The sequence below is a fragment of the Roseovarius mucosus genome (assembly GCF_002080415.1).
Taxonomy (GTDB): Bacteria; Pseudomonadota; Alphaproteobacteria; order Rhodobacterales; family Rhodobacteraceae; genus Roseovarius; species Roseovarius mucosus_A.
The window spans coordinates 2841176-2860477 of record NZ_CP020474.1; the positions used below are offsets into that span (position 1 = coordinate 2841176).

Genomic DNA, 19302 nt, shown 5'->3' on the forward strand with positions numbered 1-19302 from the left:
ATGCGCCTGTGCCCTGTCGCCCGAAATAATGATGAGCCCCGCGACTCGGGGGTCCGGGGCATCTGTCCTTATAGTGGGCGTGCCGCAGGGGCGAAAGGGGCAGTTTCGGACCAACCGGCGTCAAATCGCCGTTTCAGCCGTTGAGATGGTCCAATCTTGCCCGCACCGATAGGCCATGCGCCTCAAGGCTCTCGGAGATGGCCAGGGTTTCGGCGGCGGGGCCAATGGCGCGCAGGGCTTCCGGTGTCATCCGGGCCAAAGTGGTGCGCTTTAGGAAATCCATGACCGACAGACCAGACGAGAACCGGGCCGAGCGCGCAGTCGGCAAAACGTGATTGGGGCCACCGACGTAATCGCCGATCGCCTCAGGCGTCCACGCCCCGAGAAAGATCGCTCCGGCATGAGTGATTTGCGCCGACAAGGCGTCAGGATCGCTCACGCACAGCTCCAAATGCTCTGGCGCAATGCGGTTCGAGAGGGTGGCTGCGGTGGCCATGTCGGGCACCAGAACAATCGCGCCGTAGTCGCGCCAGCTTGCCCCTGCGATGGCGCGCCGTTCCAGCGTTTCGAGGTGGCGGTTAATGGCGGCGCTGACCGCTTCGGCCAACTCGGCATCGTCCGTGATCAGGATGGCTTGCGCGCTTTCGTCATGTTCAGCTTGGCTCAGCATGTCGAGCGCGATCCAGTCTGGGTTCTGCCCCCTGTCCGCAATCACAAGGATTTCAGAGGGACCAGCGATCATGTCGATGCCCACTTTGCCAAACACCCGGCGCTTGGCGGCGGCGACAAAGGCATTACCGGGTCCGGTGATCTTGTCCACCGGGGCAATGCTCTCGGTGCCATAGGCAAGCGCTGCAATCGCCTGTGCGCCGCCAATGCGGTATATTTCATCTACGCCCGCGATCTGCGCGGCCAAAAGCACCAGCGGGTTCGCCTTGCCATCTGGCGTGGGAACGACGATCGCCAGCCGTTCCACCCCAGCCACCTTGGCGGGAATGGCGTTCATCAGCACGGAGGAAGGATAAGAGGCCAAGCCACCGGGAACATAAAGCCCCGCCGCCGAGACCGGTGTCCAACGCCAGCCCAGCATGGCGCCGCTCTCTTCGGTCCAGCTGGCATCCTCGGGCATCTGCCGCGCGTGATAGGCGCGGATGCGCTCTGCCGCAAGTTCCAGCGCGTCCCGCTCAGCGGGGGGCACTTCGCCAATAAGCTGCACGATTTCCTCGGGCGAGAAGCGCAGCGTTTCAGGTGTCAGCGCGACACGGTCGAAGCGCTCGGTCAATGCAATCACTGCTGCATCCCCCCGTTGCCGCACATCCGCGATGATGCCCGCGACGATATCGTCTACATCGGGACTGTCTTCGCGCTTGGCGCTGAGCAACTCCGCAAAGCGGGCTTCGAAATCGGGCGCGGTGGCGTCAAGCGTGATTGGCATTGCGGTTCCTTTCGCCGGGGGACATAGCGGTGCGTGGCCACTGTCTCAAGCCCCGGTCTTCTTCTTGGTCCAAATACTCAAATTCTGCGCTATGCCAAGCGTCTCAGCTCTCGTGGTGCGGCACCTTGCCTGATGGCGCGCGGTAGGGCCGCGTCACATCTTTGAGCGTGACTTCGAGCGCCTCGACCTCTAGGCGCAACGCGCCGTCACCCGCCAGCGTCAAAAGCACATGACCCGCCCCCTCCGACCCCGGCTCAAAGGTGATCGCGAGCAACGACAGGATCGTGTCTTTGTCATGCCGGTTGATGCCTTGGCTGGCCACGCGCAGCACATTGTCCACCACCAAGAGCGCCTGCACCCGCTCCGGCCCATGTCGCTTAAGCCCCTGATCTTCCCAACGAAAGCGGTTGAGCAAAAGGCCAAAGCGCCGCTGGCCCGGTCGCCACGTCATCTCGGTGATGGGAAAGACCGCGTCTTGTGCGAGCGATGAGATGACCTTTAGGTCGTCCTCTTCTATCGCGCCCAGATTAAGAGGGGCTTCGCGCCCGTCTTCGAATTTGGCGTCTTCGGTCATTTGCCACTGATCCTTTCGATCTTGGCGCCGACGTTGCCCAGCTTTTCCTCGACCCGCTCGTAGCCGCGATCAAGGTGATACACCCGGTTGACGATGGTTTCGCCTTCTGCCGCCAGCCCCGCAAGAATGAGCGACACCGAGGCGCGCAGATCGGTGGCCATCACCGGCGCGCCCTTGAGGCGATCAATGCCGGTTACGGTGGCGGTGCCGCCATGCACGTCGATTTTCGCACCCATTCGCATCAGTTCCGGTGCATGCATGAAGCGATTTTCAAAGATACGCTCTTCCAGTACCGAGGTGCCTTCGGCGGTGCACATCAGCGCCATCATCTGCGCTTGCAGGTCTGTGGGGAAGCCCGGAAACGGCTCTGTCACTACATCGACAGCGCGCACTTTGCCATTCTTGCGGCTGACCTTGAGACCCGCGTCAGTTTCGGTGACGCTGATGCCCGCCTCTTCAAGTTTGTCACAAAAAGCGCCCACAAGATCCCGCCGTCCGCCGAGGCATTCTACCTCACCTCCGCAGATCGCCGGGGCCAGCATATAGGTCCCAAGCTCGATCCGGTCGACCACCACGGGATGCGTCGCACCTCCAAGCCGGTCTACCCCCTGAATGGTAATCGTGCCTGTGCCTTCGCCTTCGATTTGCGCGCCCATGCGGCGCAGGCAGTGGGCCAGATCAACGATCTCAGGCTCGCGCGCAGCATTCTTGAGCACGGTCGTACCTTTGGCCAAGGTCGCCGCCATCAGGGCGTTTTCCGTGGCCCCGACCGAGACGATGGGGAATTCGAACATTCCCCCCTTCAGGCCGCCGGGGGCCTTGGCATGTACATAGCCCTCGCGCAGGTCAAGTTCGGCACCCATCGCCTCCAATGCGCGCAAATGCAGATCAACGGGCCGCGCTCCGATGGCGCATCCGCCCGGCAGCGAGACCACAGCATGACCATCCCGCGCCAGCATTGGCCCCAGCACGAGGATCGAGGCCCGCATCTTGCGCACGATGTCATAGTCGGCGACGTGGTTGTTCAGATTATGCGACGACAGCGCCAAAACTTGCCCACCCTGCATCTGCACCACCTCTGCGCCCAAGGATTGCAGCAGCGTTGTCATTGTCTTGATATCCGACAGACGCGGCGCATTGGTCAGGGTCAACGGCTCATCGCTTAGCAATGTGGCGGGCATCAGCGTCAGACAGGCATTCTTGGCCCCCGCGATGGGAATTTGTCCTTCAAGCGGCCCATTGCCTGTGACGACGATCGAATCCATCTGCTCTACCCCTCATCCTTTGTACCGGTTGGCTTTGGCGTGGACAGGCCGTCCGCCTTGGCGCGTACCTGCGCCTTACGCCGTGCGAGATTGGCCTTCAACGCCGATTTCAGCCTGTCCTCGCGGCTTGGGCTCTGTTTCGCGCCTTTATCCGGTGTTTGTTTTTTGCTCATGGCTCTCTCTTACAGGAGGTGTGAAAAACCGTCCAGTTACCCCTTGCGCCATCAGCGATTAGCGTCTAATCAGCGCGCCACACGTGCTGCTGTAGCTCAGTGGTAGAGCGCGTCATTGGTAATGACGAGGTCGGGAGTTCAATCCTCCCCAGCAGCACCAGTTAAATCTTGTAAATACCGCGATCATGCCACTTGCCCGCAGGGGCAGTGAATGGTTACGGCAATGAACGCCAAAACTGGCGTCCCGAAAGCGGATGTTTCCCCCGGCTCTGAAAACCATGTGAGTCCCAACATCCGCCACGTTCGGGGCTGGCACCCGGAGCATGGGTTTTTCCAAAATGCCAGCGTCCATCGGACCCGATAAAAAGATGAAATCTCCGACCGAAATGTCGGCGGCAAAAACGCCCTCAAAAACAACTGTATGTTCCGCGATCGTAATCGTCGCGCCTGTGTCCGCGTCGCTGGTGTCAAGACTGGCGAATGCGGTCAACGGATCAAGTTCGTCAGGATCGACGCCGATATGAAACTGCAACCTGCTTGATGGCGGAGTAAAGAAAGCACTGGTTTTAAATGCGATTGGATTGAAATCCGCAATCGTGTCGATTCCGCCCGCAGTGAAGGTATTGACGACAAACACATCAGAAGACTGGCCACCGGTGAGGGTGTCATTGCCCGCGATCAAAAACAGGATGTTACCCCCGGAACCGCCGCCAACGCTGTCGTTACCACGTCCGGCATAGACAAGATCAGCGTCAAAACCGGCACCGATCATGTCGTTGCCGTAGCCACCCAAGACAATATCCCGGCCTGCGCCGCCAGACATACGATCTGCGCCTTCTCCGCCTGATCCGAAATCATTGCCCTGCCCGGCGCGGATACCGTCACCCCATCGCCGCCAAGTCACGACAACGCATCATCCCCCAAACCGTCTGTCAGCGTCTCGGCATCATCGCTGCCGATCAAATTGACGGCTGCGAGCGGTTGGACAAGCGGGTGGCCATCCGCATCGTACAGCCCCAGAAAAGGATCGAGCAATGTTCCTTGCCCCGAAAGCGCGCCTTTGAGACCAAACCTGTAGGCGGTGCCTTCTTGCAGGCTAATGGCGAACCAATCGCGGTCGTCTTGGTTGTCAATGGTGCCGGTTACGCTTCCCCCGGTTCAATACGTCCGGTGGTGCTGACATCGCTCGCAAAATCATCCATCACAACGCCTCTCTGACCCTGAAAAGACTTTAGTTTACCTAACGCAGGCGGCAAAGGTTAGGAACATCCAAGCGCTATACGCCCGGTGGTATCGCAAACGCCGCGCCGCCGCGTGACAGATCAAATTTTTTCCGCAGTATGGATTGATCTACATCATGGGCGAGTCGGTCGTCCTGTTTTTTCATTTTTACGAGGTTGAGAGGTTTGACGGTCCGGACGGAGGAGGCTGGAGGCCATGTGGTACGAATTGCGGGATCGTTCCCTGCCAAGTTCCGAAGGTCATGCTGTCTTGCCGCGCCCGCCCGGAACGGTGCGGGAATGGCGGCTGGCCGATATGTGCACGGGGTGCGGCGATTGCGTTGCGGTGTGCCCAAAGGCGATTGTCGCCCTTGATAAAGAGGTTTTGCCAGTTGTGACCGCGATTGACGCTTGCGGCCGATGTGGCCTCTGCGCCGATGTCTGCACCCGTGGTGCCATCGAATTGACAAAGGAAACGCGGCTTGGGCTGGAACGCATTCTGAAGGGCGACGGCCTAGGGCAGCGCGCTGGCTGACGTTTGACGCGTTTGTGGGCGGCACGATATGTCGCATTCAAGAGTCATCTTTCATCCCCATCTGACACTTAGCCATGAATGGAGTGAAAGATGAGACCCGAAAGGCAATTTGAGACCGACGAGACCGCAACACTGGAGGTTCACCATAGTCCGCGCGATATCCATGATCGGATCGCGCTGCGGATTGTGAAAATCATGCGGGTTTTTGCCGACGCCTTTTTCTCAAAGCGCTACGGGCATCGTGCTGTGGTGCTTGAAACTGTGGCTGCCGTGCCGGGGATGGTGGGGGGGCTCTTGCAGCATCTCAAATCATTACGGCACATCCGCGAAGATCAGGGTTGGATCCGCGAATTGCTAGATGAGGCCGAGAATGAGCGCATGCATTTGATGACCTTTGTCCAAATCGCGCAGCCGTCACGCGGCGAGCGGTGGTTGATCATGATAGCGCAGGCGATTTTCTATAACGTGTTCTTCTTCACCTACCTCCTTGCTCCGCGCACGGCGCATCGGATTGTGGGCTATCTCGAGGAAGAGGCGGTGGTCAGCTATACGCAATATCTGGCAGAGATTGATGCCGGACGGCAGGATAATGTGCCGGCACCGCAAATCGCGATCGACTACTGGAAGCTGTCCCAAGATGCGCGCTTGCGCGACGTCGTCATCGCTGTGCGCGCTGATGAGGCGCATCACCGTGACACAAACCACGGCTTTGCCAATCAGATCATGGAAGGGCGGCACCCGTAACGGAGCCTTAGCCCCAACTTACATCCCCCAGAAAAATATAGCCTGCGCCATAGATCGTTTTGATCAGGCGCGGGTTCTTGGGGTCTTCGCGCAGTTTGGTGCGCAGGCGCGAGATGCGCACATCCATGGCGCGGTCAAAGCTTTCACCTGCCGCGCCGCCAAGCGTCTCTTGCATCGTTTGGCGGGAGATCAAGCGCTTGGGACGTTCCAGAAAGAGGCGCAGCACCTCTCCTTCGGCATGGGAAAAGGGCGTTTCCGTTCCCGTATCATCTTCAAGCATGTAGCGGTCAAAATGTGCGACCCAGCCGTTGAACCGCGCCACCTCGCCGGTTTGTGTACTGGGAATGCCCCGGCGCAGTCGGGCGCGGACGCGTGCCACCACTTCGGCGGGATCGAACGGTTTGATGATATAGTCATCCGCGCCCAGTTCCAGCCCTGTCACCCTGTCCTGCACCTGTGCGCGGCCCGAGATGATGATCACCGTTGCCCCCTGCTCCAATGCCAACCGATGCACAAGGCTCAGCCCGTCACGATCTGGCAGCGACAGATCGACAAGGCAAACATCGGGCGTGGTGCTGCGCAAGGCGGCCTCGAACTCTGTGGCGCGGCCAAAGGCCATGGTGCGAAATCCCGCCTCGGAAAGCGCCTGCGCCAGCATTGAACGGATCGCCGGTTCATCATCAAGAATGGCCACAAGCGGCGCTGTCATGGCTGCGCTCCGGTGTTGAGGGCCGCGTCAAGCTGTGCGGCGGAAAAGGGTTTGCGCAGCACCGGGGCAAGGTCTGCCGCTTGCCGGTGTAGCGGATCGTCTGGGGGCAACGAGGTCATCAGCACGAGCGCGCAATCACCGCGTCGGGGCAGTCGCGCCAGATCAATTCCGGTGCGGTTGCCCTCAAGCACGATATCCGACAGAACGGCCGAGATTTCCGGCAGATTGGCGATCAGCGCTGCGGCCTCGTCCACGCTGGCGGCCTCAATCACGCTATGGCCTGCGCCCCGCAACATATCGCGCAGGGTAGAGCGCAGATCGGGGCTGTCTTCGACCAAAAGAACAAGGCCCGGAGGACGCGCCGCCGCCGCGCGGCGCAGGGGCAAGCGCAGCGCCACGCGCCCGCCTGTGTCGGTATTGCCCATTAGGATACGCCCGCCCGCCAGCTTGGTCATGTCATAGACCATGGGCAGGCCAAGCCCCGATCCCTCGCCACCCTTCGTGGTGAAAAACGGATCAAGCGCATGTTTGAGCGCCTCGGGGCTGAACCCGGGCCCGGTGTCGTCCACGGCAAGCTCGAGCCATGTATCCTGCACCGGCTGGGCTGTAAGGGTGATTGCGCCACTTCCTGCGCAGGCATCGCGGGCGTTCAGCACCAGATTGAGCAGCGAGTCCTGCAACATGCCGGGATCCAGCAGATAGCGATCCGCAAGGCCGACGCAGATGATCTCAAAAGCGATACCCGTGGGCAGGGCCGAGCGCGCCAGTGTCTCTAGATCGTCGAGAAAGGCGGCAAGATCGGTGGGCACGGGTTCATGCTCGCGCGGGCCGGTCATGTCGGCGATGCGATTGAGCAGCCCGCCACCTCGCCGCGCCGCCGCGAGGGTGGCGTTGATCAATTCCTGCGCCTCGGGCTTTAGGCCCATGCGGCCAAGGCGCGACTGCATCCCAAGGATGATCGTCAAGAGGTTTGAGAAATCATGCGCAAGGCCCGAAGTGAGTTGTGCCGCCATTTCCCGCCGCCGCGTCTGTTGCAGGGCGGCGCGTGTCTGGCTTTCTTCGGTGATGTCCATCGACAGGATGTAAACCCCGCCACTGGTGTGATCCGGGGTCAGCGCCACCCGGATACGCCGTGAACTGGGCTCATGGGTGAATTCGAACACCGAAGCCTGTCCGGCATAGGCCTTGTCCAGTTCGGGACCTATAATCGACCACGGCTGTGGCCCGAGAACCTGCGCCGCGTGCACCCCGATCAGATCGGCGCGTGATCCGGGCATGACCGAGGTAAGCCGCCGGTTGGAATAGGTATAGCAACGGTCTGGACCGACATGCGCAATATGGGCGGGCATCATCTCGGCGGTCATTCTGGTGCGGGCCTCGGCCTCGGAAATCTGGCGCTTGGCCTCTTCGAGGGCCGTGATTGTGGCCTCTAACTGTCGGTTGGTGGCAGACAGCTCTTCTGAATAACCGACCAATTGATCGGACAACTCTTCTGAACGGGCGCGCAACAACGCCTCTTGTCGTTTGGCACGGGTGATGTCGGTATAGACCGTGACCCATCCCCCCTGCGGCAGCGGCGTGCCCTCGACGCTGATGGTGCGGCCATTGGCGCGCGTGCGCTCCATGTAATGCGGCTCGAACGCGCGGGCGATATCGACGCGGGTCGTTACGAACCCTTCCACATCGCCCACGTCGCCATAATCGCCGCGCGTTGCCAGATAGCGGATCGTATCCGCGAAATCGGCGCCCGGTGTCACCAGCACATCAGGCAGGGCAAACATTTCTTGAAACCGTCGGTTGCAGACCGCAAGGCGCAAATCCCGGTCATAGATCGTAAGCGCCTGCTGAATGAGGTTCAGGCCGGCCATCGTCATGGCGTCATGATCGGCGCGGCTTGTACCCATTACAGTCTCCTCCCGCATCTTGGCTAACACCGGAAAACCGGTCCGCAAAGGCCAATCTTGGGCCTGTTACAATTCGTAAGGATTGCGAAATGTTCAGGAAAAAGTTGACGGCGAGTGTGATCCTCGCACCCTCTGGGGGAAGAAGAATCGCCCCTAGGTGGTCGGATGTTCGCGCAGGCGAGCAAAGGGAGGATATAACTTGGCACAGCCGTCACAAGCGACGGACGGGATGGATTCCGTTCCGGCGCTCTTGCAACGTAACGCCACGCGATTTGCCGATAGACCGGCCTATCGCGAAAAGGAATATGGGATCTGGCAGTGCTGGACATGGGCCGAGGCCGAGAAGGAGATCGAGGCGCTTGCGCTCGGGCTCATCAATCTTGGTGTGAATGAGGGCGATTTCGTCGCCGTCATCGGCCGCAACCGTCCGCATTTCTACTGGTCCATGGTCGCCGCGCAATCTGTCGGTGCAATCCCCGTTCCGCTCTACCAAGATGCTGCCGCCCCCGAGATGGCCTATGTGATGGAGCATTGTGGGGCACGCTTTGCCATCGTTCAGGATCAAGAACAGGTCGACAAGCTGATCGAGGTGCAGGAGGGGCTGCACCAACTGGAGCATATGATCTATGTCGATCCGCGCGGCTTGCGCAAATATGATCACCACAAGTTGCACCGCTTCATCGACATTCAGGAGCAGGGCCGCGCCGCCTATTACGAATGGATCGAAGATCTTAAGGCGCGACGCGCGAAACTGACCTATGACAGCGTTTGCGTCATGCTTTACACCTCGGGCACCACGGGCAAGCCCAAGGGCGTGGTGCTGAGCAATCGCAACATCATCGAGGCGTCCAAATCGTCTTCCGAGTTTGACCATCTGACCAAGGACGAAGAGGTGCTGGCCTATCTGCCGATGGCTTGGGTGGGCGATTTCATTTTCTCCATCGGGCAGGCCTATTGGTGCGGGTTTTGTGTCAACTGTCCTGAGAGCCCAGAGACCATGCAGACCGACCTGCGTGAAATTGGGCCCACCTATTTCTTTGCGCCGCCCCGCGTGTTCGAGACGCAGTTGACCAATGTGATGATCCGGATGGAGGATGCGGGCCGTGTCAAGAAATGGCTCTTTGACCATTTCATGTCCCATGCCCGCCGCGTCGGCCCTGCGATCCTCGATGGTAAGCCGGTCAGCGGTCTGGACCGCCTCAAATACCGGCTTGGGAATCTCTTTATCTATGGTCCACTCAAGGACACGCTTGGCCTTGGTCGCGTGCGCGTGGGCTATACTGCGGGTGAGGCGATTGGGCCGGAGATTTTCGATTTCTACCGCTCGCTTGGCATCAACCTCAAACAACTCTACGGGCAAACCGAAGCTTCGGTGTTTATCACCCTGCAACCCGATGGCGAAGTGCGCTCCGATACCGTGGGCGTGCCTGCCCCCGGCGTGGAAATCCGTATCAGCGACACCGGCGAGGTGTTCTATCGTTCAGCGGGCACGTTTGAATATTACTACAAGAATCCTGAAAGCACGGCCTCAACCAAAGACTCCGAAGGCTGGGTCGCCACCGGTGATGCCGGATTTTTCGAGGAAGGCAGTGGGCATCTACGGATCATCGACCGCGCCAAGGATGTGGGCAAGATGGCTGATGGCCGGATGTTCGCGCCCAAATATGTGGAAAACAAGCTCAAGTTCTATCCCAATATTCTCGAGGCGGTCGTCTTTGGCAACGGGCGCAACGCCTGCACCGCCTTTATCAACATCGACCTCACGGCAGTCGGAAATTGGGCCGAGCGGAACAATATCGGCTATGCGTCCTATCAGGAATTGGCCGGGCATCCCAAGGTGTTGGAGACGATCAAATCCCATGTGGAAGAGGTCAATCGCAGCCTCGCGGATGATCCCATGCTGTCGCATTGCCAGGTGCATCGCTTCCTCGTGCTACACAAGGAACTGGATGCCGACGATGGCGAGATGACGCGCACTCGCAAGGTGCGGCGTGGTGTGATCTCTGAGAAATTCGATGACCTGCTGACCGCGCTCTATGACGGGTCGCCTGAAATCTACACCACCACTGAAGTGACCTATGAGGATGGCCGCAAGGGGGCGATCAGCGCGACGCTCAAGATCGTCGATGCCAAGGTGGCCTCGGTGGCGACGATGCAAAGGGTGGCGGCAGAATGAGCGGGCCGGTGCAACAAGGGGGCTGTCATGCTTGACGCAAGCGAAGGCTACACCACCGAGGACGGTCGCAAGATCGGCGGCGTGGTGATGGAGATGAAGAACATCACCCTGCGGTTCGGCGGTGTGGTTGCGATCAAGGACATCAGCTTTGACATCCGTCAGGGCGAAATCCGCGCCATCATCGGGCCGAACGGGGCTGGTAAATCCTCGATGCTGAACGTGATCAGCGGCTTTTACCACCCGCAAGAAGGCGAGGTCTGGTATCAGGGCGCGCGGCGACCGCCGATGAAGCCCTATCAGGTGGCACAACAAGGCATTGCCCGCACATTCCAGAACATCGCGCTCTTTGAAGGCATGACCGTGCTCGACAACGTGATGACGGGCCGCATCCGAGAGATGAAGGCGGGGCTTTTTGCGCAAGCGATCTGGAAGGGTCGGGCCGAGCGGGAAGAGGTTGCTAACCGTGAAGTCGTTGAAAAGGTTATCGACTTTCTTGAAATCCAACATATCCGCAAGACCCCGGTGGGCCGTTTGCCCTATGGTCTGAAAAAGCGGGTGGAACTGGCGCGCGCGCTTGCGGCAGAGCCGTCGATCCTTCTGCTAGATGAGCCGATGGCGGGCATGAACGTCGAAGAGAAAGAGGATATGAGCCGCTTCATCCTCGATGTGAACGACGAATTCGGCACCACGATTGCCCTCATCGAGCATGACATGGGCGTGGTCATGGACCTGAGCGACCGGGTGGTCGTGATGGATTATGGCAAGAAAATCGGCGACGGCACCCCCGACGAAGTGCGCAGCAATCAAGACGTGATCGGCGCCTATCTGGGGGTGGCGCATGATTAGGGCATTGGTGATGGCCGGCATGCTGCCAATCGCAGCCAATGCCGCGCCATCGGATCAGTTCGCTACATTTCTGGAAGAGCGCTGCCTCGCCCCGATCAAGGATGCGACCACGCCTGTGACTGCCGATCTAACACAGTTCACCTCGGAGCAGTCCGAACAGCTTGGCCGCAATATCGGCGAGTCTTTTGAAAGCTGGACGCTGTGGACCGATGCGCAGGCGCAGCATGTTCTAGGTATTCGACAGGGCGGTGATGCCTGTAGGGTCTTTAGCTTCAGAGCTTCGACCGAGGATGCAATTCAGATTTGGGACCGGATCAGTCGCTATGAGGGTCTGCGGGGTACGGCAGAATTGACCACCGCTCCGCTCGCCGGGACGAAGATCGAGGATTTTGGCGCGGCGTCCGGGGCCATTCACACGACTGAAAAAAACTTTGTCCACGTCATGATGAACTTTGCGGGCAACCCATCGTTGAGCTTCACGAGCGTTGTCGCGTTTCACGTCGTCGAAACCGAATTCGCCTGCAATCTTTTCCCAGAGGAGTGCCGCTAATGCCTGATCAGTTGATTTTCGGGATGGAGGTCGTTTTGAACGGCCTCATGGCCGGGGTGCTCTATGCGCTGGTCGCTCTTGGTTTTGTGCTCATCTACAAGGCCTCGGGCATTTTCAACTATGCCCAAGGGGTGATGGCGCTCTTTGCGGCGATGACGCTGGTGGGGATGATGGAAGGGCGTGTGCCCTTCAGCCATCTTATCAACGCGATTTTCGGAACCGAGATCCATCACTTCGGCTGGCACCTGCCGGGGCTGGCGGCGATCCTCTTGACCATGGTCGTGATGGTGGCGCTCGCCTGGATCGTGAACCAATTGATTTTCCGGCATCTGGTGAACCAAGAACCGATCATTCTCTTTATGGCGACGATTGGTCTGGCCTATTTCCTTGAAGGTTTCGGGGATATGATGTGGGGCAGCGACATCAAGAAGCTGGATGTTGGACTGCCGCAAGGCATCAACCTGATCATTGACGAGACCACGTTCAACATCTTTGGCTATGGGTTCTTTATCGACAATCTAGATCTGGTGGCGACCGGTGTTGCGGCGCTTCTGGTGATCGCGCTGGTTATCTTCGCGCAATACTCCAAACAGGGGCGCGCCATGCGTGCGGTGGCGGATGACCATCAGGCGGCGCTGTCGGTTGGTATCTCTCTCAATTTCATCTGGGTCATGGTCTGGTCGCTGGCGGGCTTTGTGGCGCTTGTGGCGGGGATCATGTGGGGCACCAAATCGGGCGTGCAATTCTCGCTCTCGCTGATTGCCCTCAAGGCGCTGCCAGTGCTGATGCTGGGCGGCTTTACGTCGATCCCCGGCGCGATTGTGGGCGGTTTGATCATCGGTGTCGGCGAAAAGCTGTTCGAGTTCACCGTCGGTCCGCTGGTGGGCGGGGCCACTGAAAACTGGTTCGCCTATGTGCTGGCGCTTCTGTTCCTCGTGTTCCGGCCACAGGGCCTGTTCGGCGAAAAGATCATCGAGAGGGTGTAAGATGCAAAAGCTGATTGCCATCGTCAATGTGATCGCTTGGGCCGGGTTCTGGTCGTTTGGCTATCTGGCTCTCTCGGCACAGGTAGAGAACACCGGGCAGATGGTCATAGCGGCGCTTTTGGCCGCCATGGGCGGGGGCGTGGGCATGCTCGCCTATCTCTGGCTGGTGCGCCACACCGAGGCGACGGGCTATGCCCGGCCAGCCAATCGCGCGATCAAGCGCGAGGATGATATTCATGGGGAGGTTCTCTAGATGTTTTACCGGGAAGCAGGGGATTTCAAGACCTCCTACGAGCAGGACAGCCAGACCTTTCCGATCCGGTTTGATCGGTATCGTTATTACGCAGTGCTGGTCGCGGCCTTTGCCGTGGTGCCGTTTGTCATCAACGACTACTGGGTCAACGCGGTCTTTCTGCCGTTCCTCATTTATTCCATCGCGGCCATCGGTCTCAATATCCTTGTGGGATATTGCGGGCAGGTGTCGCTTGGGACGGGCGGTTTCATGGCGGTTGGGGCCTATGCCAGCTACAAGCTGATGACTGCCTTTCCAGAGGTCAGCATCTTCTTTCACATCATCCTTGCGGGGGGCATCACCTCGATTGTCTGCGTGCTCTTTGGCCTGCCCTCGCTCCGGATCAAGGGGTTTTACCTCGCGGTGGCGACCTTGGCGGCGCAGTTCTTTTTGGTGTGGCTGTTCAACCGTGTGGGCTGGTTCTACAACTACTCGGCGTCTGGCCAGATTACTGCGCCTGAGCGGACGGTATTCGGGATTGCCGTCACCGGTGCCAATAATCCGCCTTGGTCGGCCTATCTCTTTTGCCTCGTCTTTACCGTGGCGGCCGCGATCATCGCCCGCAACCTGACGCGCGGCATGGCGGGGCGCAAATGGATGGCCATTCGCGATATGGATATTGCCGCCGAGATCATCGGGGTAAACCCACTCAAGGCGAAGCTCACGGCCTTTGCGGTTTCGGGGTTCTTCGTGGGTATCTCTGGCGCGCTTTTCTTTGCTGTCTATCTGGGCGCGGTCGAGGTGGGCGAGGCGTTCGGTATCAACAAGTCGTTTCTCGTGCTCTTCATGGTGATTATCGGCGGGCTTGGGTCTATCTTTGGCAGTTTTGCGGGGGCGGCGTTTCTCGTGCTGCTGCCTGTGTTGCTCAAGAATACGCTGGTGGGCGGTTTGGGCTGGCCCACGGATCTTGCGGCGCATCTGGAGTTCATCATCGTGGGGGCGCTGATCATCATTTTCCTGATCGCCGAGCCACATGGGCTGGCGCAGCTCTGGCGCGTCGCCAAGGAAAAACTCAGACTTTGGCCCTTTCCACATTAGGGGCGGGCCATTGGTGGGCTGAAAACCCACCCTAGGAGGTTGGGCGCAAGACATCGCGTTCAAGACGAAACATCGGAAAAACCAAGGGAGGAATAAACCGATGAGACAGAGACTGATGACGGCCCTGACCGCCGCCATGCTGGTCGCAAGCCCGGCTCTCGCCGAGCTGACGATCATCGACACCAGCTATCGCACCGGGCCATATGGCGCGAATGGCATCCCGTTCTCGGACGGCTACCAAGATTACTTTACCCTGCTGAACGAGCGTGATGGTGGCATCGGCGGCGAAAAGATCAATCTGGTGGAATGCGAGACCGGCTATAACACCGAAAAGGGTGTGGAATGCTATGAAGCCACCAAATCCGCAGGCAATGGCGCGCTGATTTATCAGCCGCTCAGCACTGGCATCACCTATCAGCTGATCCCCAAGGTGACATCTGATGGCATCCCGATGCACACCATGGGCTATGGCCGGACCTCTGCCAAGAATGGCGAAGTGTTCAAATGGGTGTTCAACTATCCCGCAAACTACTGGGATGGTGCCAGCCACGCGATCACCCATATCCTTGACCAGAACGGTGGCGACATCAGCGGCAAGAAAGTCTCGCTTGTCTACCACAACTCTGCCTACGGCAAAGAGCCCATCCGCACCCTGGAAGAGCTGAGCAAGAAGCACGGGTTTGAACTGATCCTTCTGCCGGTCGATCATCCCGGCCAAGAACAGAAATCGCAGTGGCTGCAAATCCGCCGCGACCGTCCTGACTATGTGCTGATGTGGGGCTGGGGCGTGATGAATCAGGTCGCGATCCAAGAGGCGGTGAATATCCGTTTCCCGATGGAGAATTTTATCGGCATCTGGTGGTCTGGCTCTGAGAATGACGTGAAACCTGCCGGCGATGCGGCCAATGGCTATAAGGCGCTGACCTTCCACAACCTCGGCGATGACTATCCGCTCTATGACGATCTGCGCAAGCATGTCGTTGATGCTGGCAAGGCTGCAGGTGCGGGCGATCAGGTGGGCAGCGTGCTCTATAACCGGGGCATGTATGCCGCGATGCTGGCTGCAGAGGCGATCAAGACCGCGCAGGAGATGCATGGCGTGACCGCGATCAATGCGGCACAGATGCGGGATGGCATGGAGAACCTCGAGATGACCGAGGCCAAGATGACCGCGTTGGGCCTGCCCAACTTTGGCCCCGAGTTCAAGGTCAGCTGTCAGAACCACGGCGGGAACGGCTATGGTGCCGTGTCGCAATGGGATGCCGCAGCGGGTGATTTCAAGCTGATCACTGACTACTTCCAGTCGGATCAAGAGATCATCTCGGCGCTTGTGGCTGAGGATAGCGCGGCCTTCGCTGCCGAAAGCGGGATCACACCGGGCTGCTAAGCCTGTGACCCTGTCCCGGCCGCAGTATGTGCTGCGGCCGGGGCACCTTGGATTTATTGGCAATATCAGGACGGGCGTGCCCGCCTTTCCGGGACGGAGAATTGCGATGCTGGATGCCACCCCACGCGACGAGACCCTGCTTGAGGTCAACAACATCGAGGTGATCTACAATCACGTCATACTTGTTCTCAAGGGCGTCAGCCTGACTGTGCCCAAGGGCGGGATTACCGCGCTGTTGGGGGGGAATGGCGCGGGCAAGACAACAACGCTCAAGGCGATTTCAAACCTGCTCAAATCCGAACGTGGCGAAGTGACCAAGGGCACGATCACCTATCGCGGCGAGCGCGTTCAGGATCTGATGCCCTCGGATCTGGTTAAAAAGGGCGTGGTGCAGGTGATGGAGGGGCGGCACTGTTTTGAGCATCTGACAGTCGAAGAGAACCTTTTGACCGGCGCGTACACCCGCAGTTCCAGCCGGGGTGAAATTGATGCCGATCTCAACATGGTCTATGATTATTTTCCGCGCCTCAAGGAGCGACGCAAGAGCCAAGCAGGCTATACATCGGGCGGTGAGCAGCAGATGTGCGCCATTGGCCGCGCCCTGATGAGCCGCCCCGAGACAATCCTTTTGGATGAGCCGTCGATGGGGCTGGCGCCGCAACTGGTCGAGCAGATTTTCGGCATTGTGAAATCGCTCAACGAAGAGCAGGGCTATACGTTTTTGCTTGCCGAGCAGAACACCAATGTCGCGCTCAGGTTCGCGCATTACGGCTATATCCTCGAGTCGGGGCGTGTGGTGATGGATGGTGACGCCCGCAGTCTGCGCGAGAACCCGGACGTCAAGGAATTCTACCTCGGGATGTCCGACGAGGGGCGCAAGAGCTTTCGCGATGTGCGCAGCTATCGGCGCCGCAAGCGTTGGCTGGCGTGACCTATTCTTCGCACCAAGACACCGCCCCCAAGGATAATGGCATGACCCAGTATTTCGACCCTCTTGAAACCCGCAGTCCCGAGGCGCGCGCCGAGGCCTTAGCTCGCGCTCTGCCGGAACAGATTGCCCGCGCGCAGGCTTTGCCCGGTTATGGTGGTTCGCTTGATGGGGTCGCCGCATCGCAGATTACTGAGATCGCGGATTTGGCACGCCTGCCGGTCCTGCGCAAATCCGATCTGGGCCGTGCGCAGGGGGCAGCGGCACCGTTTGGCGGGCTGACCAGCCTGCCTGCTGCCGGGTTTGCCCATATCTTTCAATCCCCCGGCCCGATTTATGAGCCGGGCGGCGTTGGCCATGACTGGTGGCGGATGGGCCGCTTTCTGCATGCCTGTGGCGTGGGCCGCGGCGATATCGTGCAGAACTGTTTTGGCTATCACCTGACCCCTGCCGGCATGATCTTTGAAAATGGCGCACGGGCGGTGGGGGCGGCGGTGCTGCCTGCCGGGACGGGCCAGACCGAGTTGCAGGCGCGCGCCGCGCATGACGTGGGCGTTACCGCCTACGCCGGTACGCCCGACTATCTCAAAGTCATTCTCGACAAGGCCGACGAGATGGGTTTGCCCCTCAGGATCACCAAGGCTGCGGTCGGTGGTGGTGCGCTTTTCCCGTCGCTGCGCGCGGAGTATGCGGCGCGCGGTATCGCCTGTCTGCAATGCTATGCGACCGCCGATTTGGGCAATATCGCCTATGAAAGCGCCGCGATGGAGGGGATGATTGTGGATGAGGGGGTGATCGTCGAGATTGTGACGCCCGGCACCGGCAATCCGGTTGCCCCCGGCGACGTGGGCGAAGTTGTGGTGACGACGCTTAATCCCGATTACCCGCTCATCCGTTTCGCCACCGGCGATCTCAGCGCCGTGATGGAGGGGGAAAGCCCCTGTGGGCGCACCAACCTGCGTATCAAGGGCTGGATGGGACGTGCCGATCAAACAACCAAGATCAAGGGCATGTTCGTGCGTCCCGAACAGGTGGCCGCCCTTGTGGCGCGACACGACAGTATTGCGCGCGCCCGCGTGATTGCCAGCCGCGAAGGTGAGGCGGATGTGATGACGGTGCGCATCGAGACTGCGGGCGGTGAGGCCGAGCATTTTGCGGGATCAGTGATTGAAACGCTCAAGCTCAAGGGACGGATCGAGATTGTACCGCCCGGTAGCCTGCCCAATGACGGCAAGGTGATCGAAGACTTGCGCAGCTACGAGTGACGCCAACGAAGTGTTGAAAAGATCGCGGCACAGTCAGGAAAATCTGTTTGCGTCATAAGGTGCAAGGTCGATATTCGGGCGCTTGCCGCTGAGAAGGTCGGCCACGATCCGCCCTGTCTTGGGCCCGGCTGTCAGGCCAACATGTTGATGCCCAAACGCCGCATGTACGCCCGTTCCCCCGATCTCGCCAATAAGCGGCAGGCTGTCTGGGGTGGAAGGGCGAAAGCCCATCCATTCCTCAACCCCCTCATAGGTCAGGTCTGGAAAGGCACGCGCCGCACCGCGCCGGATGAGATCCAAGGGCGCGCGCGATGGTCCTTTGGTGATCCCGCCCAATTCCACCGTGCCCGCGCAGCGCAGCCCATGCGCCATCGGGTTGACCGCGAATTTTCCGGTCGTGATCATCATCGGATTGCGTGGCATCTGAGAGGGGGCCGTGAAATGAAGGTGATAGCCGCGCTCGGCCTCTAGTGGCACCTTGAGGCCCAGTTTTCGCATCAACGGCTTAGACCAGATGCCCGCCGCCAACACTGCCGCATCGCAGGGCATCGTGCCGCGATCTGTTTCGACGGCGCTCACCCGCCCATCGGTCAGGGTGATGTATTGTACTTCGGCCTGCACATAGTGCCCGCCCTCGTCCAGCAACACGGCTGCGAGATCGGCCATATAGGCGCCGGGATTGAGGATGTGGCCATGCCCCTTGAGTGTTGCAAGGCAGCGGATGGCGGGACCAAGAATTGGCTCTGCCTCTTGCACTGCGCCGCCTTCCAAGACCTCGGGGATATAGCCTGCTGCACGTTTCAGCGCCCAGCCATAGGCATCTGCCTCAAAATCGGCGCGGCTTTCATAGGCATAGGAGAAATCGCTGGAGGCCACCCATTTTTCTGCGCGCGTGCCCCGCGTCAGGGCGAGATGCTGGTCGAGGCTGTCTGCGACAATGCCTGTGATCCCCGCCACCATCCGCCGCGTATCGCGATCATTGGCGTTGGCCGCAAATTTCATCAACCACGGGATCAGGCGTGGAAAATAGGACCATTGCAGGAAAAGCGGCTTGTTGGGGTTGAGGGCGTATTTCAGCCCTGTCGTCAGAACGCCGGGCGTGTTGACTGGTACGATGGCCCATTGCGCCAAGAGCCCGGCATTGCCAAAAGACGCCCCGGCCCCCGGCCTATCCTTGTCGAGCAGGGTCACATCATGGCCCGCGCGGCGCAGCCAGATGGCGGCACTCAGCCCGCAGATGCCCGCGCCGATGACAATGATCCTGCTCGACATGAC

At 59.7% G+C, this 19302-nt stretch carries 20 protein-coding genes and 1 tRNA gene; 12 read left to right on the forward strand and 9 right to left on the reverse strand.

Features of this window, described 5'->3' with window-relative positions; genetic code table 11:
- Positions 1-133: 133 nt before the first annotated feature.
- From hisD to ROSMUCSMR3_RS21475, 4 genes are all read right to left on the reverse strand, one after another.
- A complete protein-coding gene (gene hisD / locus ROSMUCSMR3_RS13615; protein ID WP_081507644.1) occupies positions 134-1435 on the reverse strand; it encodes a histidinol dehydrogenase in 1302 nt (433 codons plus the stop codon).
- Positions 1436-1538: 103 nt separating this feature from the next.
- Positions 1539-2009 (reverse strand): DUF2948 family protein, encoded by a 471-nt coding sequence (locus ROSMUCSMR3_RS13620; protein ID WP_008279230.1) that lies wholly within the window; start codon positions 2007-2009, stop codon positions 1539-1541.
- Positions 2006-3274 carry a UDP-N-acetylglucosamine 1-carboxyvinyltransferase gene (murA, locus tag ROSMUCSMR3_RS13625; RefSeq protein WP_008279229.1) on the reverse strand — a complete coding sequence of 423 codons (1269 nt, stop codon included), beginning with the start codon at positions 3272-3274 and terminating at the stop codon, positions 2006-2008. The genes ROSMUCSMR3_RS13620 and murA overlap by 4 nt, the downstream gene beginning before the upstream one ends.
- 5 nt (positions 3275-3279) lie before the next feature.
- On the reverse strand, positions 3280-3447 hold the full coding sequence (locus ROSMUCSMR3_RS21475; protein WP_008279228.1) for a hypothetical protein: 168 nt from the start codon (positions 3445-3447) through the stop codon (positions 3280-3282).
- 85 nt (positions 3448-3532) lie between these two features.
- Between ROSMUCSMR3_RS21475 and ROSMUCSMR3_RS13630 the strand changes: the two genes are divergently transcribed.
- A tRNA-Thr gene (locus ROSMUCSMR3_RS13630) sits at positions 3533-3607 on the forward strand.
- Here the strand turns inward: ROSMUCSMR3_RS13630 and ROSMUCSMR3_RS21895 are convergent.
- A complete protein-coding gene (locus ROSMUCSMR3_RS21895; protein WP_420541233.1) occupies positions 3560-4270 on the reverse strand; it encodes a calcium-binding protein in 711 nt (236 codons plus the stop codon). The genes ROSMUCSMR3_RS13630 and ROSMUCSMR3_RS21895 overlap by 48 nt on opposite strands.
- A 77-nt stretch (positions 4271-4347) precedes the next feature.
- Positions 4348-4482 carry a hypothetical protein gene (locus tag ROSMUCSMR3_RS21785; RefSeq protein ID WP_257788534.1) on the reverse strand — a complete coding sequence of 45 codons (135 nt, stop codon included), beginning with the start codon at positions 4480-4482 and terminating at the stop codon, positions 4348-4350.
- Positions 4483-4884: 402 nt separating this feature from the next.
- On the opposite strand from ROSMUCSMR3_RS21785, the gene ROSMUCSMR3_RS13635 reads away from it, so the two are divergent.
- Positions 4885-5202: a 4Fe-4S dicluster domain-containing protein gene (locus tag ROSMUCSMR3_RS13635; RefSeq protein ID WP_008279186.1), complete on the forward strand. Its 318-nt coding sequence runs from the start codon at positions 4885-4887 to the stop codon at positions 5200-5202.
- A 90-nt stretch (positions 5203-5292) separates the two neighbouring features.
- The gene (locus ROSMUCSMR3_RS13640) at positions 5293-5946 is read left to right on the forward strand and encodes an alternative oxidase (protein WP_008279185.1); all 654 of its coding nucleotides are present in this window, start codon (positions 5293-5295) and stop codon (positions 5944-5946) included.
- A 7-nt stretch (positions 5947-5953) separates the two neighbouring features.
- On the opposite strand, the gene ROSMUCSMR3_RS13645 is transcribed toward ROSMUCSMR3_RS13640, so the two are convergent.
- Together ROSMUCSMR3_RS13645 and ROSMUCSMR3_RS13650 are read right to left on the reverse strand one after the other, a co-directional pair.
- Positions 5954-6655: a response regulator transcription factor gene (locus tag ROSMUCSMR3_RS13645; protein ID WP_008279184.1), complete on the reverse strand. Its 702-nt coding sequence runs from the start codon at positions 6653-6655 to the stop codon at positions 5954-5956.
- On the reverse strand, positions 6652-8559 hold the full coding sequence (locus ROSMUCSMR3_RS13650; RefSeq protein WP_008279183.1) for a PAS-domain containing protein: 1908 nt from the start codon (positions 8557-8559) through the stop codon (positions 6652-6654). The genes ROSMUCSMR3_RS13645 and ROSMUCSMR3_RS13650 overlap by 4 nt, the downstream gene beginning before the upstream one ends.
- 229 nt (positions 8560-8788) lie before the next feature.
- Here ROSMUCSMR3_RS13650 and ROSMUCSMR3_RS13655 point away from each other — a divergent pair, with 229 nt between their 5' ends.
- From ROSMUCSMR3_RS13655 to ROSMUCSMR3_RS13695, 9 genes are all read left to right on the forward strand, one after another.
- Positions 8789-10735: an AMP-binding protein gene (locus ROSMUCSMR3_RS13655; RefSeq protein ID WP_081507645.1), complete on the forward strand. Its 1947-nt coding sequence runs from the start codon at positions 8789-8791 to the stop codon at positions 10733-10735.
- A gap of 27 nt (positions 10736-10762) precedes the next feature.
- Positions 10763-11581 carry an ABC transporter ATP-binding protein gene (locus ROSMUCSMR3_RS13660; RefSeq protein WP_081507646.1) on the forward strand — a complete coding sequence of 273 codons (819 nt, stop codon included), beginning with the start codon at positions 10763-10765 and terminating at the stop codon, positions 11579-11581.
- A complete protein-coding gene (locus ROSMUCSMR3_RS13665; protein WP_157667301.1) occupies positions 11574-12131 on the forward strand; it encodes a hypothetical protein in 558 nt (185 codons plus the stop codon). Before ROSMUCSMR3_RS13660 ends, ROSMUCSMR3_RS13665 begins: the two co-directional genes overlap by 8 nt.
- Positions 12131-13117, forward strand: coding sequence for a branched-chain amino acid ABC transporter permease (locus tag ROSMUCSMR3_RS13670; RefSeq protein ID WP_081507648.1), 987 nt, complete (start codon positions 12131-12133; stop codon positions 13115-13117). The genes ROSMUCSMR3_RS13665 and ROSMUCSMR3_RS13670 overlap by 1 nt, the downstream gene beginning before the upstream one ends.
- 1 nt (position 13118) lies before the next feature.
- Positions 13119-13370: a hypothetical protein gene (locus ROSMUCSMR3_RS13675; protein WP_008279179.1), complete on the forward strand. Its 252-nt coding sequence runs from the start codon at positions 13119-13121 to the stop codon at positions 13368-13370.
- Positions 13371-14447, forward strand: coding sequence for a branched-chain amino acid ABC transporter permease (locus ROSMUCSMR3_RS13680; RefSeq protein ID WP_081507649.1), 1077 nt, complete (start codon positions 13371-13373; stop codon positions 14445-14447). It begins immediately after the preceding gene.
- A gap of 100 nt (positions 14448-14547) precedes the next feature.
- Positions 14548-15834 carry an ABC transporter substrate-binding protein gene (locus tag ROSMUCSMR3_RS13685; protein WP_037296671.1) on the forward strand — a complete coding sequence of 429 codons (1287 nt, stop codon included), beginning with the start codon at positions 14548-14550 and terminating at the stop codon, positions 15832-15834.
- A 106-nt stretch (positions 15835-15940) separates the two neighbouring features.
- Positions 15941-16765, forward strand: coding sequence for an ABC transporter ATP-binding protein (locus ROSMUCSMR3_RS13690; protein WP_081507650.1), 825 nt, complete (start codon positions 15941-15943; stop codon positions 16763-16765).
- Between the two features lie 41 nt (positions 16766-16806).
- A complete protein-coding gene (locus ROSMUCSMR3_RS13695; RefSeq protein WP_081507651.1) occupies positions 16807-18027 on the forward strand; it encodes a phenylacetate--CoA ligase family protein in 1221 nt (406 codons plus the stop codon).
- 33 nt (positions 18028-18060) lie between these two features.
- On the opposite strand, the gene ROSMUCSMR3_RS13700 is transcribed toward ROSMUCSMR3_RS13695, so the two are convergent.
- Entirely contained in the window at positions 18061-19299 is a 1239-nt protein-coding gene (locus ROSMUCSMR3_RS13700; RefSeq protein ID WP_081507652.1) for an NAD(P)/FAD-dependent oxidoreductase, read from the reverse strand.
- Positions 19300-19302: the final 3 nt, after the last annotated feature.

Excerpts from the sequence above, each read along its gene's own strand:
- hisD (WP_081507644.1), bottom strand. The coding sequence starts at position 1,435 with ATGCCAATCACGCTTGACGCCACCGCGCCCGATTTCGAAGCCCGCTTT.
- ROSMUCSMR3_RS13620 (WP_008279230.1), bottom strand. The coding sequence starts at position 2,009 with ATGACCGAAGACGCCAAATTCGAAGACGGGCGCGAAGCCCCTCTTAAT.
- murA (WP_008279229.1), bottom strand. The coding sequence starts at position 3,274 with ATGGATTCGATCGTCGTCACAGGCAATGGGCCGCTTGAAGGACAAATT.
- ROSMUCSMR3_RS21475 (WP_008279228.1), bottom strand. The coding sequence starts at position 3,447 with ATGAGCAAAAAACAAACACCGGATAAAGGCGCGAAACAGAGCCCAAGC.
- ROSMUCSMR3_RS21895 (WP_420541233.1), bottom strand. The coding sequence starts at position 4,270 with ATGTCTGGCGGCGCAGGCCGGGATATTGTCTTGGGTGGCTACGGCAAC.
- ROSMUCSMR3_RS13635 (WP_008279186.1), top strand. The coding sequence starts at position 4,885 with ATGTGGTACGAATTGCGGGATCGTTCCCTGCCAAGTTCCGAAGGTCAT.
- ROSMUCSMR3_RS13640 (WP_008279185.1), top strand. The coding sequence starts at position 5,293 with ATGAGACCCGAAAGGCAATTTGAGACCGACGAGACCGCAACACTGGAG.
- ROSMUCSMR3_RS13645 (WP_008279184.1), bottom strand. The coding sequence starts at position 6,655 with ATGACAGCGCCGCTTGTGGCCATTCTTGATGATGAACCGGCGATCCGT.
- ROSMUCSMR3_RS13650 (WP_008279183.1), bottom strand. The coding sequence starts at position 8,559 with ATGGGTACAAGCCGCGCCGATCATGACGCCATGACGATGGCCGGCCTG.
- ROSMUCSMR3_RS13655 (WP_081507645.1), top strand. The coding sequence starts at position 8,789 with ATGGATTCCGTTCCGGCGCTCTTGCAACGTAACGCCACGCGATTTGCC.
- ROSMUCSMR3_RS13660 (WP_081507646.1), top strand. The coding sequence starts at position 10,763 with ATGCTTGACGCAAGCGAAGGCTACACCACCGAGGACGGTCGCAAGATC.
- ROSMUCSMR3_RS13665 (WP_157667301.1), top strand. The coding sequence starts at position 11,574 with ATGATTAGGGCATTGGTGATGGCCGGCATGCTGCCAATCGCAGCCAAT.
- ROSMUCSMR3_RS13670 (WP_081507648.1), top strand. The coding sequence starts at position 12,131 with ATGCCTGATCAGTTGATTTTCGGGATGGAGGTCGTTTTGAACGGCCTC.
- ROSMUCSMR3_RS13675 (WP_008279179.1), top strand. The coding sequence starts at position 13,119 with ATGCAAAAGCTGATTGCCATCGTCAATGTGATCGCTTGGGCCGGGTTC.
- ROSMUCSMR3_RS13680 (WP_081507649.1), top strand. The coding sequence starts at position 13,371 with ATGTTTTACCGGGAAGCAGGGGATTTCAAGACCTCCTACGAGCAGGAC.
- ROSMUCSMR3_RS13685 (WP_037296671.1), top strand. The coding sequence starts at position 14,548 with ATGAGACAGAGACTGATGACGGCCCTGACCGCCGCCATGCTGGTCGCA.
- ROSMUCSMR3_RS13690 (WP_081507650.1), top strand. The coding sequence starts at position 15,941 with ATGCTGGATGCCACCCCACGCGACGAGACCCTGCTTGAGGTCAACAAC.
- ROSMUCSMR3_RS13695 (WP_081507651.1), top strand. The coding sequence starts at position 16,807 with ATGACCCAGTATTTCGACCCTCTTGAAACCCGCAGTCCCGAGGCGCGC.
- ROSMUCSMR3_RS13700 (WP_081507652.1), bottom strand. The coding sequence starts at position 19,299 with ATGTCGAGCAGGATCATTGTCATCGGCGCGGGCATCTGCGGGCTGAGT.